Raw genomic sequence first — 14,787 nt, 5'->3', positions numbered from 1 at the left:
GCCGATACCATCCATCACCTCCCTCTGACGAATCAAAGGAGATACGCATCATGCTGATGGCCGTCGATATCGGCAACACGAACATCGTGATCGGTTTTCTGGAGGGCGACCGCATCGTCGGCTCCTACCGCATCACCACGAAGGCGACGCACACGTCGGACGAGTACGGGCTCATGATCACGCAGTACCTCGCGCTGAGCCACTACACGGCCCGCGACGTGGACGACGTGATCGTCTGCTCGGTGGTGCCGAAGGTCATGTACTCGTTCCGTTCGTCGATCATCAAGTTCCTCGGCATGGAGCCGATGATCGTCGGACCGGGCATCAAGACCGGCATGAACATCCGTCTCGACGATCCGAAGACGCTCGGCTCGGACTGCATCGCCGACTGCGCGGGCGCCTACCACACGTACGGCGGGCCGATCCTGGTGGCCGACTTCGGCACGGCGACGACGTTCAACTACGTGGACGGGACCGGCACGATCGTCTCCGGATTCATCACGACGGGCATCCGCACCGGCGCCGAGGCGCTGTGGGGCCAGACCGCGCAGCTGCCGGAGGTGGAGATCACGCGTCCGAAGTCGATTCTGGCGACGAACACACGCACCGCCATGCAGGCGGGTCTCTACTACACGTTCCTCGGCGGCATCGAACGCACGATCGACCAGTTCCGCAGGGAGATCGACGAGCCGTTCCAGGTGGTGGCGACGGGCGGGTTGAGCCGCATCTTCAAGGACGACACGGACATGATCGACATCTACGATCCGGACCTGATCTTCAAGGGCATGGCGTACATCTACTCGCGCAACGCGTGAGCGGGGCCGGAGCCGGGGCCGGAGCCGAAGCCGGGTGGGGGCCGGCTTCGGCCCGTCAGCGGCTGAGCACGTTGAAGCCCTGGTTCACGCCGTATTCGCGCACGTCGGCCTGCCAGGCGGCGATGCCCTTCCTGAGGGTGATCTTCTCGCCCGGGTTCTCGCGCGGCTGCAGCGGGTTGCCGTCCTCGTCGGTCATGCCGAGGCGGATCTCATGGCGGCGTTTGACATACGACTGCCAGGCGCTCGACCACCGGTAGGATTTGCCGACGGTGGCGCGGAAGTCGGATCGCGCGTACACCTCGAACGGCAGGTACTGGTAGCCGACGGACACGTTCTCGGCCGCGTCGGCGAGCACCCGGTTGAACTGCTGTCCGCCGAAGTACGGGATGTCGATGCCGTTGGAGGCGCGCACGGTGGTCTTGGTAAGGAATTCGCGGCTGGACAGCGTGGCGAGGTCGGCGGGGAACGAGCCGCCGGCGACGCGCGCCTCGATGCCCTGCCGGTCGTGCGTGACGAAGTCGACGAAGCGGTAGGCGGCCTCCGGCTTGCGCGTGGATTGGAGGACGGTCATCGCCGATCCGCCGTTCTCCGCGTTGGTGGGCTGCCCGTCGGGCGTGGGCATCGGCGCGACGCGCCACAGTCCGGCGGCGCCGAGCACGTTCGACAGCAGCATCGACGGCATCCACGCGCCGGAGAACACGGAGGCGATGTCGCCGGTGCCGAGCGCGCGCTTCCAGCTGTCCGACCATGTGGTGCGGTGCGTGTCGATGAGTCCTTCGTCGATCATCTTCTGCCAGAACGCGGTGAACCGTTTCGTGCCGTCGTCGCCGGTCAGGTTCACGGTGACGGTCTTGCCGTCCGGACTGGTGTGGAACGGCTGTCCGCCGGCGAGCCAGATCATCGCGTCGTAGAAGCTGGCGTCGCCCGCGTCGGCGGCGATGTACACGCCGATCTGCTTGAGTTTCTTCGCCGCCTCGTAGTAGTCGTCCCAGGTCCTGATCTGCGAGGCGTCGACACCGACCTGGTCGAACACGGATTTGTTGTAGAAGAACGCCATCGGGCCGGAATCCATCGGCAGGCCGTAGACGCGCCCGGCGAGCTGGACGCTCGACCAGGTGCCGGGCGTGTAGAAGTTCACGTAGTCGTCGCCCACGTAGTCGGAGATGTCGAGCAGCTGGCCGGACACGGCGTACTGCAGGAGCGCGAAGTATTCGATCTGCGCCACGTCGGGCATGCCGTAGCCGTCCTGGATGGCGGTGTTGAGGTCCTCGTAGCCGGAGATGTTCCGCAGTTCGACGACGACGTCCGGATTGTCCTGTTCGAAGCGGTCGACGACCTCCTCCATGCTCGGCTCCCAGCTCCACACGGTGATGTGCGTGCGCGTGTCCGTCGCGGCGCCGCATGCGGCGGCCGCGACGACGGCGAGCGAGGCGCACGCCACGGCGGCGGCGCGTCTGATCCGTGCGACGATTCGTGATGCCATGCCGACCAGTCTACACACCGGGGCCGCGCTGTTCCGGGCATGGGAAAGCCCCGTCGGTCGCGGGGAACGACGGGGCTTGGGATTCCATCGGCTCATCCCGTCATGGGATGCCGCCGAATCAAGGCTCGGAGGCTCACTTGACGGTGAAGCCCTGGTCCTTGCCGTAGTCCTGCAGGGCCTTCTGCCAGGCGGCGATGCCGTCGGAGAGCTTCTGGTCGCCGGTGTAGGACTTGCCCATGTAGTCACCGAAGATGGTGCGGGCCTTGACCTCGAAGGGCAGGAACTGGTAGTCGGAGGAGACGTCCTCGGCCGCCTGGGCGAGGACCTCGTTGTACTTCTGGCCGCCGAAGTAGTCGACGTCCTGGCCTTCGGAGTTCTTCACCGTGGTGGCGTTCTTGAAGGAATCGGACTCCATCGACTTCTTGTCGGCCGGGAAGGCGCCGCCGGCCACACGGGTGGCCACGCCGTCTCCGTGGTTCGCGTACTCGATGAACTTGTACGCGGCGTCGGACTTGGTGGAGGACTTCAGCACGGCCAGCGAGGAGCCGCCGTTCTCGGAGTTGGTGGCGGAGCCGTCGGCGGTCGGCATCGGGGCGACGCGCCACTTGCCGGCGCCCGCGGCCGCGGAGTTGGCCAGGTTGGCCGGCATCCACGCGCCGGTGAGCAGGGAGGCGATGGTGCCGTCGGTCATGCCCTTGAACCAGTCCTCGGACCAGCCGGTGGTCTTGGTGTCGAGCAGGCCCTCGTCGAGCATCTTCTGCCAGAAGTCGTTGAACTCCTTGACCTTCTCGTCGCCGGTGAGGTTGATGGTCACCTCGGAGCCGTCGGAGGAGGTCTTGAACGGGGTGGCGCCCGCCAGCCAGGTCATCGAATCGTAGAAGCCGGCGTCACCGGTGTCGGAGGTGATGTAGTAGTTGTCGCCGAGGGCGTGGATCTTCTTGGCGGCCTGGTAGTAGTCGTCCCAGGTCTTGATCTGGGTGGCGTCGACGCCGGCCTTGTCGAAGACGTCCTTGTTGTAGAAGAACGCCATCGGGCCGGAATCCATCGGCAGGCCGTAGACCTTGCCGGCGAACTGCACGGAGGCCCACGGGCCGGGCGTGTAGAAGTCCTTGTAGCCGGAGGTCTTGTCGGTGATGTCGAGCAGGTTGCCCTTGATGGCGTACTGCGGGATCGCGTAGTACTCGATCTGGGCGACGTCCGGGGCGCCGGAGCCGGCCTCGATCGCGTTGTCGAGCTGCGTGTACTCCTTGGTGTTGGTACCGACGTTCTTGAGGTTGACCTTGATGCCGGTCTTCTTCGTGAAGTCCTTCGCCACCTGGGTCAGCGTGGGCTCCCAGGCCCACACGGTGATCTCCTTGGCGTCCTTCTCCTGAGCCGGCTGCGAGTTGGTATCGGAACCGCAGGCCGCGACGCTGGCGAGCATCGCGATCGCGCCGGTCAGCGCGATGGCCTTCTTCGCATTGGTGAACTTCATCGTCCTTGTGCTCCTTCCCTTCGACCGTCCGTCCGGCCGAAGACCTGTTGTCTACCACTTCCATCGACGACTCCGGGATTCGTACGATCCTGAACTCCCGGCCGTGGGAATCCGTTGTGGTTCCTACCTTCTTCGTCATTGATGGTTGCGATAACATCAATTATACATATAACGCGATATTCCGCCACCCGGTCCGGCGTGTTATCGCAACCACACCGGTCGCGGCCACGACGGACCGGACGGGGCCGCGACCGGGATGGGCGCGGTCCCGTTCCGTCACAGCTTGACGACGAGGACGCCGTTCGGCTGGATGGCGGCCGTATGCTCGCTGTCGTTGACCTGGGCGAGCGAGGCGACGAGCGGCTTGCCCTCCACGTCCACGACGGCCACGTCGTGCGTGCGGTTGAACAGGAACACGAAGTGGTTCTCGTCCGTCACGTCCGCGCGTTCGATGCGCAGCACCTCGCCGCGGTCGTCCTCGGCCGGGATCTCGACGCCGAGCACGTCGAGGATCTCCGGCAGGCTCGTCGCCAGCCCCTCGCGCCCGAGCTTCGCGCCGACGTACACGGCCTTGCCGTCGCCGAAATCGTTGACGGTGATGGCGGGCGCGCCGTCGAAGCCGGTCCACTTGTCGGCCTTGAAGGTCTCGAGCACGCGGGTCGTCTCGGCCACGGAGCCGATCACGTCGGCGATGTCGTGCGCGACGGCGCCGTTCGAGAGGTCCAGATGGTCCATCGTGCCGGGGAAGTCGTCGCCCATCGGCGCGTGCTCCTCGACGCGCACGCCGACGACGTCGCGGATCGAGCCGGGGTAGCCGCCGAGCCAGATGTGGTCGCGTTCGTCGGACAGTCCCGTGTAGTAGGTGACGATGACCTTGCCGCCGTTCGCCACGTACTCGCGCACGCGGCGCGACGTCTCCTCGGAGAGGATGTAGACGGCGGGCAGCACGACGGTGTCGTAGCCGTCCCAGTCGCCGCGCACCGGCACCACGTCGGCGGTGACGCCGACGTCGGCGAGGGCGCGGAACCAGTCGAGCGGCTCGGTCCAGTGGCGCACGTTCTGGGTGGGCGTCGCGGTGTGCTCGGTGGCCCACTGCGACTCGTAGTCGAAGACCACGGCCACCTTGGACTTGACGAGCGTGGTGCCGAGAAGGCCTTCGTCGGCGAGCAGGTTCAGGTCGTCGCCGAGTTCGCACACGTCGCGGAACACCTGCGAGTCGGGGCCCGCGTGGGGAACCATCGCGGAGTGCCACTTCTCGGCGCCTGCCTTGGACTGGCGCCACTGGAAGTAGCAGATCGCGTCCGCGCCCATGGCGAGATGCGCGAGCGAGTCGCGCACGAGCTCACCCGGCTCGTTGCGGTAGTTGATCGGACGCCAGTTCACGGACGACGTGGAGTGCTCCATGAGGAACCACGGATGCTTGCGCGCGATGCCGTCGGTGAGGGACGCCGAGTAGGCGAGCTCGTCGAGATGCGCCTCGCCGGGCGTGAAGTAGTGGTCGTTGGACACGAAGTCGACGTCGTAGCCCCACTTGTCGTAGTCGAGGCCGGTGCCGCCGGCGGAGACCATGAAGTTCGTGGTCTGCGGCTTGGGTGCGATCTCGAGCAGCGTGTCGCGTTCGGCCTTGTAGAAGTCGAGCAGCGCGTCGGAGCTGAAACGCTTCCAGTCGAGCAGCTTGCCCGGGTTCATGAAGTTGCCGTCGCCGATGAAGCGCGGCGGGATGATCTCGGAGAAGTCGTTCATGTGCTGCGCCCAGAACGCGGTGCCCCACGCCTCGTTGACGGCCTCGATCGTGCCGTAGCGCTTCTCGCACCAGTCACGGAAGGCGCGCGCGGCGTCGTCCGAGTAGTCGAAGCGGTTGTGGCAGCCGTACTCGTTGCTCACATGCCAGGCGACCACATACGGGTTGTCCTTGTAGTGCTCGGCCATCTTGCGGCACAGCTTCAGCGCGTAGTCGAGGAAGACCGGGCTGGTGGCGCGCCAATGCTGGCGGGCGCCGGGCTGGCACACGTCGCCGCGGTAGTCGACCCAGAGGATCTCCGGGTGCGCCTGCGTCATCCACATCGGCGGCGAGGCGGTGCCGGAGGCGAGGTCGACGGCGATGCCGGCCTTGCCGAGTTTGTCGATCACGCGGTCGAGCCAGTCGAAATCGTATTCGCCCTCACGCGGTTCGAGCTTCGCCCAACTGAAGATGGCGACGGACACGAGGTTGACGCCGGCCTCCTTCATCAGGGTGATGTCCTCGTCCCACACCTCTTCGGGCCACTGGTCGGGGTTGTAGTCGCCGCCATACCAGATGCGCGGCTTGCCGCCGCCCAACGGCTGCGGCCACTGGAACGTCCTATGTTCACTCATAACAAAATCCTTAGTATCAAGCTTCGGAATCGGCTTCGGAATCGCCGCGGAATCGGGCGTGAGCCCGATTCGGTATTTCTGCGCCCCCTTTAGGGGGAGCTGGCGCGCGAAGCGCGGCTGAGGGGGTGGGCTCCCTCTGACGAGGGAGCTGTCCGCCGCAGGCGGACTGAGGGAGAGACAGCGGCCGCAGGCCGCAGGAAACAGGATCGGCCTTCGGCCGATGCGATCTCCCCGCGGCCTTATGGCCGCTCTCCTTCTCTCCCTCCGCCAGCCCATGGCCGGCACCTCCCTCGTCAGAGGGAGGCAGGAAGCCACATCGGCCGCAAGACCGATACCGTTCCCCGCGGCCTACGGCCGCGGTCTCTCCCCCACCCGGCTCCGCCGGGAGCCCCCTCGTCAGAGGGGGCCGACCGTGTCACTCCTTGACGGCGCCGGCGGCCAGGCCGGACTGCCAGTACTTCTGCAGGCACAGGAACGCGACCACCAACGGGATGATCGTGATCAGCGAACCCGTGATCACCAGGTTCTGGATCGCCTGGCCGCCCGCCGTGGAAGCCTGGTCCTTCCACTGGTTCAAGCCGATCGTCAACGGATACCAGTCCGCGTCCTTCAACATGATCAACGGCAGGAAATAGTTGTTCCACGTCGCCACGATCGTGAACAACGCCGTCGTCACGATACCCGGCGCGAGCAACGGCAGGCTGATCTGCCAGAACGTGCGGAACTCGCTCGCACCATCCACGCGCGCCGCCTCAAGAAGCTCGGTCGGCACGGCCTGCTCCGAGAAGATCCACATCAGATACAAGCCGAACGGGCTGATCAGCGACGGGATGATCATGGCCCACGGCGTGTTCGTCAGGCCCAGCTTGGCGAACAGGAGGAACTGCGGGACCGCCAACGCGATGCCCGGCACCGAGATCGAACCGATGATCACCGCGAACACGGCCTTCCTGCCCGGGAACCGGAACTTCGCCAACGCGTAGCCGCCCATGATCGCCAACAGGGTCGCGCCGCCCGCGCCCACCACCACATACAGGAGCGTGTTCACCAGCCAACGGCCGAAGATACCATCCTGGTACGTGAACACCGTCACGATGTTGTCCCACAGGGCGAACGACTTGCCGAACCCGAGGCCGAACGTACTCGTGAAGTCGGCCTGCGTCTTCGTCGCGTTGATCATCAGATACACGAACGGGAACAGGCAGTACACCGCGAAGATCGCGCACAACACCGTCATCAGAGTGCTGCGACGCGGATTGTTCACGTTCGCGAACCCGCTCCTCTCCGCGCGGCGCCGCTCCGCGGCCTCGTCTTTGGCGACCCGCTTCTGCCTGGCCTTCTCCGCCGCCCTCGCGGCCTTCTCCTGCGCCTTGAGCTCGGCCGGAGTCAACGTCTCGATACCCGTCGTCGCACTCACTTCATCTGCTCCTTCATGCTGTTCAACTGCACCGCATACGCGATCGCCATCGTGATCACCGCCATCACGATCGCCAACGCGGCCGCATAATTCGACTGGTTACCCGAGAACGACAGGTTGTACGCGTACATGTTCGGCGTGTAGTACGTCGTGATCGCATTGCCCGGCACCATGTTCTGCAAAATGCTCGGCTCGTTGAACAACTGGAACGAACCGATGATCGAGAAGATCACCGTGATCGCCAACGAACCCCTCAGCTCCGGCAGCTTGATCGACTTCACGATCTGCCACTCCGACGCGCCATCAATGGAAGCCGCCTCATACAGCGAATGCGGGATCGTCGACAGCGAGCTGTAGAAGATCAGCATGTTATAGCCCGTGAACTCCCACGTGTTGATGTTCCCGATCGACGCCAACAACACGTTCGGCGCGAACATGTCGATATGCGTGCCCAACACGTCGTTCAGCGAACCCACCAGACCGTACTTCGCGCCATACACGAAACCCCAAATCAGGGTGGACACCACCGCCGGCACCGCATACGGCAGGAACGTCGAGATACGGAAGAACTTCGTCCCATGCAACTTCATGCTGTCGATCGCCAACGCCATCGCAGCCGCCAGGAACAACATGATCGGCACCTGCACCACCGTGAACAACGCCACACGACCCACAGAACTCCAGAACTGCTGATCACCCAACAGACGCGCATAGTTCTGCAACCCCACGAACTGCGTCCCACCGATCATCTGCTTCTTAAAGAACGAAATGTAGATCGCATACACAATCGGGATGATGAACACGAACACGAACACCACCGCAAACGGACCCATGAACTTCCAACCACGCCAATCCGCCTTATGCCGGTTCTCCCGGGCAACAGCAGAATGACGCGCCGTCGCGGCGGCGGTCACATCACTAGAGGCCATGCCAACCCTCTCCTTCGAAGGATCGTCCGAGTGACCGGTCCCATCGGAGGAACCGAACACCCTGTAAAATGTTTACGCAATCATGTTATCACCACATCCAACTTCCGCCAATCGCCGGCGCGCCTTAGCTCACAGCCGCTATGTTATATTGATAACGAAAACATAAAACTGTCATGGAGAAGAAGCGCAATGGAACGCACATCAACGGTGTCGATGCAGGATGTCGCCAAGGAAGCCGGCGTCTCACCGCAGACCGTATCCCGCGTGGCCAACGGCAGCGACGCCGTGAAGCCCGAGACGCGCCGACGCGTCGAAGCCGCGATGACCAAGCTCGGCTACCGCCCGAACTACGCGGCCCGCGCCCTGAAGCACGGGCGTTTCCAGGATATCGGCGTCGTCATGTTCAACATCGCGAGCTTCGGCAACTCCCGCATCCTCAAGGGCATCGCGATGGCTGCGGACGCCAGCGGCTACGCGGTCACCATCCACATGCTGGGCAAGGACAAGGAACGCACGCTCACCGCGGCGGTGGAGCGCATGAAGCAGCTGCCGGTGGACGGCGTGATCATCGTCATGGAGGAGAACTTGCCCGACTTCAACTCGTTCACGCCGCCACGAGACCTGCCGGTCGTGCTCATCAGCGAGGACCCCTCGGACACCTGCGCCACGATCGACGCCGACCAGCATGGCTGCTCGACCGCCATCGTCGACTACCTGCTGAGCAAGGGACACAAGACCGTCTACCACATCGCCGGCCCCTCCGCCTCCCGTGCGGCGCAGAGCCGTGCGCAGGGGTGGCGCGACGCGCTCGAGCAGATGGGCCTGCGCATCCCGCCCACCTATGTGGGCGACTGGGATGCGGACAGCGGCTATCAGGCCGGACTCGCCCTCTCCCACGACCCCGAGTGCACGGCCATCTACGCGGCGAACGACCAGATGGCGTACGGCGCGATCCTCGGCCTGCGCGCGGGCGGCCGCCGCGTCCCGGAGGACGTGAGCGTCGTCGGCGTCGACGATTCGCTGGACGGCATGGTGCCGCGCCTCGACCTGACCACGATGCGCATGAAGTTCGACGAGATCGGCCTGGAGGCGTTCTCGATGCTCAAGCGCCAGTGCGAGGGCGGTCGCGTCCCCGCCGGCGTGAAGACCGTCATCCCCACCGAACTCGTCGAACGCGGCTCCGTCCGCGACCTCACCGAATAGCCCCTCCCTCAGGCTCCCCTGTCAAGGCACCCCTCTCCTCCCTCAGGCTCCCCTTGACAGGGGAGCTGTCATGCGCAGCATGACTGAGGGGTAGACCCCACAGCCCACACATGAGCACGACAAAGGGCCTGCACCGTCCATCCGAACCGGCGCAGGCCCCTCACAGCATCAAGACGTCACGCGAAGCGCGTCATCCCCTCACTCCCCGCTCTGCAGCTTGAAGTTGTTCACCATCTCGTACCACTCGGCGATGCCGCTGTGGTCGTCGGAACCGTGGCCGTGCACCTTGAGCGACTGGAGGATCTCCATGGCCAGCGAGGTGAACGGTGCGGACACGTTGACGCCGTGCGAGGTGTCGAGCGCGTTCTGCAGGTCCTTGATGTGCAGGTCGATGCGGAAGCCCGGGGTGAAGTCGCCGTCGAAGATCTTCTGCGACTTCTGGTCCATGACCACGCTGCCGGCCAGGCCGGAGCGGATCGCCTTGTACACGTTCTCCGGGGAGACGCCGGCCTTCTTGGCGAGCGAGTACGCCTCGGAGACGGCGGCGATGTTCACGGCGACGATCATCTGGTTGGCGAGCTTGGTGATGTTGCCCGCGCCGACGCCGCCGACGAGCGTGACGGTGGAGGCCATGGTCTTGAGCAGCGGCTCGTACTTGTCGAACACGCTCTGCTCGCCGCCGACCATCACGGCGATGGTGCCGTCGATGGCCTTCGGCTCGCCGCCGGAGACCGGCGCGTCGAGGAAGTCGACGTCGAGCTTGGCGAGACGCTCGGCGAAGTCGCGGCTGGCGAGCGGGGCGATCGAGCTCATGTCGATCACGGCCTTGCCGGCGGACAGGCCTTCGGCGATGCCGTTCTCGTCGAACAGCGCGCTGCGCACGTGCGGGGAGTTCGGCAGCATGGTGATGACCACGTCGGAGGCTTCGGCGACCTCCTTGCCGTTGGCCGCGGCCTTGCCGCCGGCGGCCTCGATCGCCTCGAGCGGGGCCTTGTTGAAGTCGTAGGCGGTCACCTCGTAGCCCGCCTTGATGACGTTGAGCGCCATCGGCTTGCCCATGATTCCGAGTCCGACGAATCCGACCTTCATGATGTGTTCCTTTCGTTCTGGCCGCGATGCGCGGCCGTATCCGGTATGAAAAACTTCCTATGGAAAATGTTATGCCCGTCCCGCGCCGAGCAGGAAGGCGCGCATCGCGCTTTCGCCGGCGATCGGGATGGAGATGCTGGTGCGTGCGATGCACTCGCCGAGCGTGGCGGGCGCGGTCACGGCGGGCACGACCAGGTCGACGCCCATCTCATAGACGCGCCCCAGGTCGTCGGCACGCGAGCCGACCACGGCGACGACGGGTTTGCCGTGCCGTTTGGCGAGCCGCGCGACGCCGATCGGCGCCTTGCCGTTCGCGGACTGGGAGTCCATGCGCCCCTCGCCGGTGATGACGAGATCGACGCCGTCGAGCACGTCGTCGAGGCCGATGATGTCAAGCACCGCGTCGATGCCGCTGACGATGCGCGCCGAGCAGAAGGCGACGAGCGCCGCGCCGAGCCCGCCGGCCGCGCCCGCGCCGGGCACGCGCTCCGGGTCGCGCCCGGTCGCGTCGGCGAGCAGCCGCGCGTAGTCGTGCATCCATCCGTCGAGTTCCGGCATGCGCGCCGCGTCGATGCCCTTCTGCCGCCCGTAGACGCGCACGGCGCCGTCGGGTCCGGTAAGCGGGTTCGTCACGTCGGTGAGCGCGACGATCTCGACGTGCGCGAGACGCGGGTCCATGCCGGTCACGTCGATGGTCTTCAGTCGGCGCAGTCCGGCGAGTCCGCACGGCACCGGCGCGCCGTCGGCGTCGAGCAGGCGCGCGCCGAGCGCACGCGCCATGCCGGCGCCGCCGTCGCTGGTGGCGGAGCCGCCGAGGCCGATGACGAGACGTCGCGCACCGGCGTCGAGCGCGTCGAGCATGAGCTGTCCGACACCTTCCGTGCATGCGCCGAGCGCGTTCGGCATGTTCTGTTCGATCAGGGTGATGCCGCTCGATTCGGCCATTTCGATGATGGCGGAACGACCGGAGTCGAACAGCCCGTAGCGGGCGGTGACCGGGTCGCCGAGCGGCCCGGAGACGCGCACCTCGCGGATCTCGCCGCCACGGCCGGCGATTACGGCGTCCACCGTGCCTTCGCCGCCGTCGGCGATCGGGTACTTCACGACATCGCAGTCCGGCATGACGCGGAGCACGCCCTCCTCGAGCAGCGTCTCGACCTCAAGGCTCGACGCCGAACCCTTGAACGAGTCGGATGCCAGCAGCACACGCATGATGTCCTCCTCTCCCTCGCTTAGAGCGGCACGCGGGAGACGAATTCGCGCCGCTCCCCTGTGACCGGGTCCGTGAATGCGAGGCGTTTCGCCACGAGCGCGAGCGGCTCGCTGAAATCGTCGTAGGCGCGTTGCCGGATGCGCGGGTAGAAGTCGTCGCCGGCGATCGGCAATCCGATCGAATTCATATGCACGCGCAACTGATGCGTCTTGCCGGTCCGCGGATGCAGCGTATACGTGCGCAACGCAGGGCGCGCCGACGACGTGCTCTGTGAGCGCGCCTCCGGTACCCCCAGCTCCACCACGGTCTCCGCGTTCACCGCGCCCGGCGTCTCGTACGCCTGCAGCACCCCGCGGTCCTTGACGATGCGGGAGCGCCGCCGCAGCGGGAACACGCGCGGCGGCTCCAACCGTTCGATCGTCCCGTACTGCGGCCGCGCGACCGGCGCGCACGGCGCGAGACATTCATACGTCTTCTCCGCGCGCCGCTCCTGGAACAGCATCTGGTATGCGCCGCGCAACGCAGGGTCCCTTACGAACACGACGATGCCGGCGGTCATCCGGTCAAGACGGTGCGCCGGCACGATCGCGTCGTCGCCGTACGCCTCACGCAGGCGCATCAGCGCGGTCTCGCGGTACCACATGCCGCGCGGCGTGGTGGCGAGGAAATGCGGCTTGTCGACGACGACGATCCCCGCATCCTCATACACCACGTCCAGTTCGAACGGAATCCGCGGCTCCTCGATCACATACCGATGTCGCTTCGTCATCACTCCACGGTGACGGACTTGGCGAGGTTGCGCGGCTTGTCGACGTCGTAGCCCTTGAGCTTGGCCATGTCCATGGCGAACAGCTGCAGCGGGACCACGTCGACGAGCGGGCTCATCAGCGTCGGGCACTTCGGACGCCAGAACACGACGTCCGCATAATGCTCGACGTCCTTGTCGCCCTCTTCGGCCACGGCGATGATGTACGCGCCGCGCGCCTTCACCTCTTCGATGCCGGAGAGCACCTTGGCGTGCAGCACGTTGCGGCCGCGTTCCGGCGGCACGATGAACACGACCGGCTCGCCTTCGTCGACGAGCGCGATCGGGCCGTGCTTGAGCTCGCCGGCGGCGAAGCCCTCGGTGAACGTGTACGCGATCTCCTTGAGCTTCAACGCGCCTTCCATGGCGACCGGGTAGCCGACGTGGCGGCCGAGGAACAGGAACGACTGCGCGTTGAGCATCTGCTTCGCGGCCTTCTCGATCGCGCCGGTCTGCGTGTCGAGCACCCACTGGATCTTGCGCGGCATGTCCTTGAGCGAGTCGATGGTCTGCTGGATCTCGTCGCGGAACATCGCGCCCTTCACCTGCGCGAGGTACAGGCCGAGCACGTAGGCGGCGGTGATCTGCGCGACGAACGCCTTGGTGGAGGCGACGGCGACCTCCGGGCCGGCGTGCGTGTACAGCACGGCGTCGGATTCGCGCGGGATGGACGCGCCCTGCGTGTTGCAGATGGCGAGCACCTTGGAGCCCTGTTCGCGCGCGTGGCGCAGCGCCATGAGCGTGTCCATCGTCTCGCCGGACTGGGAGATGGCGACGACGAGCGTGCGCGGGGTGAGGATCGGGTCGCGGTAGCGGAACTCGTGCGCGAGCTCCACCTCGACGGGGATGCGCACCCAATGCTCGATCGCGTACTTGGCGACCATGCCCGCGTAGGCGGCGGTGCCGCATGCGATGACGATGATCTTGTCGATGGCCTTGAAGTCGTGTTCGTCGATGTGGATCTCGTCGAGCGTGACGTCGCCGTTCTTGTCGTAGCGGCCGAGGAGCGTGCGCTGCACGGCGGCGGGATCCTCGTGGATCTCCTTGTCCATGAACGAGTCCCATCCGCCCTTCTCGGCGGCGGAGGCGTCCCAGTCGATGGTGTAGGTCTTCGGGTTCTCGACCACGTTGCCCATGAAGTCGGTGACGATGACCTTGTCGGCGCTCACGCACACGGCCTGGTCCTGATCGACCTCCATGGCGCGCTTCGTGTACGCGACGAACGCGGCCACGTCGGAGCCGAGGAAGTTCTCGCCGTCGCCGAGGCCGACGACGAGCGGGGAGTCGTGGCGTGCGCCGACGACGATGTCCGGCTGGCGGCAGTCGGTGGCGAGGATCGTGAACGCGCCCTTGAGCATGCGCGCCATGCGCCGCACCGCCTTGAACAGGTCCGGCTTGCCTTCCTCGCGGATGATGGTGTCGACGATCTTGCCGAGCAGCTTGGCGGCGACCTCGGTGTCGGTGGCGGAGGCGAAGCGGTAACCTTCGGCCTGCAGGTCGAGGCGCAGCTGGGAGGCGTTCTCGATGATGCCGTTGTGGATGATGGCGACCTTGCCGTCCATGCTGGTGTGCGGGTGGGCGTTCACGTCGCTCGGCACGCCGTTCGTGGCCCAGCGCGTGTGCCCGATGCCGACGGTCGCCAGCGGCATCGGCTTCTTCTCGATGCTTTCGACGAGGTTGGCGAGGCGGCCCGCCTTCTTGCGCACCTCGACGTGGTCCATGCCGGGCGCGGTCAGGGCCACGCCGGCCGAATCATAGCCACGGTATTCGAGTCGCTTCAGACCTTGGAGGCAGACCTCCAGCGGTTTGCCGCACGCGGTTTCGACATGTCCTGCATATCCAACGATTCCACACATAGCTCTCTACCTTACCAAGAGACGGCAACGCGACGGACCACTTCGCGCATATAACGCAAGGCAGCCGCGAAACGAGCGATGGGCGCCGATATCCGCTGTATGACCGTAAAGACTTGGCCAGAGCGGCCCGGAGCGTGTCACTAAGCGG

General features: G+C 65.7%; 11 protein-coding genes. 2 read left to right on the top strand and 9 right to left on the bottom strand.

Translation table 11 applies throughout. The features are described 5' to 3' along the window. The first annotated feature begins 50 nt into the window (after positions 1-50). Positions 51-815: a type III pantothenate kinase gene (locus AC1AYD_RS03560; protein ID WP_476502544.1), complete on the top strand. Its 765-nt coding sequence runs from the start codon at positions 51-53 to the stop codon at positions 813-815. Between the two features lie 55 nt (positions 816-870). On the opposite strand, the gene AC1AYD_RS03555 is transcribed toward AC1AYD_RS03560, so the two are convergent. The 5 genes from AC1AYD_RS03555 to AC1AYD_RS03535 form a co-directional block, all read right to left on the bottom strand. Continuing rightward, positions 871-2,298 (bottom strand): ABC transporter substrate-binding protein, encoded by a 1,428-nt coding sequence (locus AC1AYD_RS03555; RefSeq protein WP_476531540.1) that lies wholly within the window; start codon positions 2,296-2,298, stop codon positions 871-873. A 133-nt stretch (positions 2,299-2,431) separates the two neighbouring features. Then, positions 2,432-3,772: an ABC transporter substrate-binding protein gene (locus AC1AYD_RS03550; protein WP_476531539.1), complete on the bottom strand. Its 1,341-nt coding sequence runs from the start codon at positions 3,770-3,772 to the stop codon at positions 2,432-2,434. 276 nt (positions 3,773-4,048) lie between these two features. Next, entirely contained in the window at positions 4,049-6,127 is a 2,079-nt protein-coding gene (locus tag AC1AYD_RS03545) for a beta-galactosidase (protein WP_476502541.1), read from the bottom strand. 415 nt (positions 6,128-6,542) lie between these two features. Beyond that, positions 6,543-7,544: a carbohydrate ABC transporter permease gene (locus AC1AYD_RS03540; RefSeq protein WP_476531537.1), complete on the bottom strand. Its 1,002-nt coding sequence runs from the start codon at positions 7,542-7,544 to the stop codon at positions 6,543-6,545. Further along, positions 7,541-8,473, bottom strand: a complete 933-nt coding sequence (locus AC1AYD_RS03535) for a carbohydrate ABC transporter permease (RefSeq protein ID WP_476531535.1) — start codon at positions 8,471-8,473, stop codon at positions 7,541-7,543. The genes AC1AYD_RS03540 and AC1AYD_RS03535 overlap by 4 nt, the downstream gene beginning before the upstream one ends. A 213-nt stretch (positions 8,474-8,686) precedes the next feature. Between AC1AYD_RS03535 and AC1AYD_RS03530 the strand changes: the two genes are divergently transcribed. After that, complete coding sequence (locus tag AC1AYD_RS03530; protein WP_476502535.1) at positions 8,687-9,676, top strand: LacI family DNA-binding transcriptional regulator; 990 nt, start codon at positions 8,687-8,689, stop codon at positions 9,674-9,676. 198 nt (positions 9,677-9,874) lie between these two features. On the opposite strand, the gene garR is transcribed toward AC1AYD_RS03530, so the two are convergent. The 4 genes from garR to glmS all read right to left on the bottom strand — a co-directional run bounded on the left by garR (position 9,875) and on the right by glmS (position 14,639). Further along, positions 9,875-10,768 (bottom strand): 2-hydroxy-3-oxopropionate reductase, encoded by an 894-nt coding sequence (garR, locus tag AC1AYD_RS03525; RefSeq protein WP_476532292.1) that lies wholly within the window; start codon positions 10,766-10,768, stop codon positions 9,875-9,877. A 66-nt stretch (positions 10,769-10,834) separates the two neighbouring features. Next, positions 10,835-11,977 carry a glycerate kinase gene (locus tag AC1AYD_RS03520; protein ID WP_476531533.1) on the bottom strand — a complete coding sequence of 381 codons (1,143 nt, stop codon included), beginning with the start codon at positions 11,975-11,977 and terminating at the stop codon, positions 10,835-10,837. A gap of 20 nt (positions 11,978-11,997) precedes the next feature. Beyond that, positions 11,998-12,747 (bottom strand): pseudouridine synthase, encoded by a 750-nt coding sequence (locus AC1AYD_RS03515; protein ID WP_476531531.1) that lies wholly within the window; start codon positions 12,745-12,747, stop codon positions 11,998-12,000. Further along, on the bottom strand, positions 12,747-14,639 hold the full coding sequence (gene glmS / locus AC1AYD_RS03510; protein WP_476502431.1) for a glutamine--fructose-6-phosphate transaminase (isomerizing): 1,893 nt from the start codon (positions 14,637-14,639) through the stop codon (positions 12,747-12,749). Before glmS ends, AC1AYD_RS03515 begins: the two co-directional genes overlap by 1 nt. Positions 14,640-14,787 lie beyond the last annotated feature (148 nt).

This window comes from Bifidobacterium sp. LH_426, assembly GCF_056356875.1.
The sequence above is the reverse complement of the archived record's forward strand: the minus strand, read 5'-3'. Positions and strand labels throughout refer to the sequence as shown.

Bases quoted from the DNA above. Each gene is read 5' to 3' on its own strand.
- AC1AYD_RS03560 (WP_476502544.1), top strand. From the start codon at position 51: ATGCTGATGGCCGTCGATATCGGCAACACGAACATCGTGATCGGTTTT.
- AC1AYD_RS03555 (WP_476531540.1), bottom strand. From the start codon at position 2,298: ATGGCATCACGAATCGTCGCACGGATCAGACGCGCCGCCGCCGTGGCG.
- AC1AYD_RS03550 (WP_476531539.1), bottom strand. From the start codon at position 3,772: ATGAAGTTCACCAATGCGAAGAAGGCCATCGCGCTGACCGGCGCGATC.
- AC1AYD_RS03545 (WP_476502541.1), bottom strand. From the start codon at position 6,127: ATGAGTGAACATAGGACGTTCCAGTGGCCGCAGCCGTTGGGCGGCGGC.
- AC1AYD_RS03535 (WP_476531535.1), bottom strand. From the start codon at position 8,473: ATGGCCTCTAGTGATGTGACCGCCGCCGCGACGGCGCGTCATTCTGCT.
- AC1AYD_RS03530 (WP_476502535.1), top strand. From the start codon at position 8,687: ATGCAGGATGTCGCCAAGGAAGCCGGCGTCTCACCGCAGACCGTATCC.
- AC1AYD_RS03520 (WP_476531533.1), bottom strand. From the start codon at position 11,977: ATGCGTGTGCTGCTGGCATCCGACTCGTTCAAGGGTTCGGCGTCGAGC.
- AC1AYD_RS03515 (WP_476531531.1), bottom strand. From the start codon at position 12,747: ATGACGAAGCGACATCGGTATGTGATCGAGGAGCCGCGGATTCCGTTC.
- glmS (WP_476502431.1), bottom strand. From the start codon at position 14,639: ATGTGTGGAATCGTTGGATATGCAGGACATGTCGAAACCGCGTGCGGC.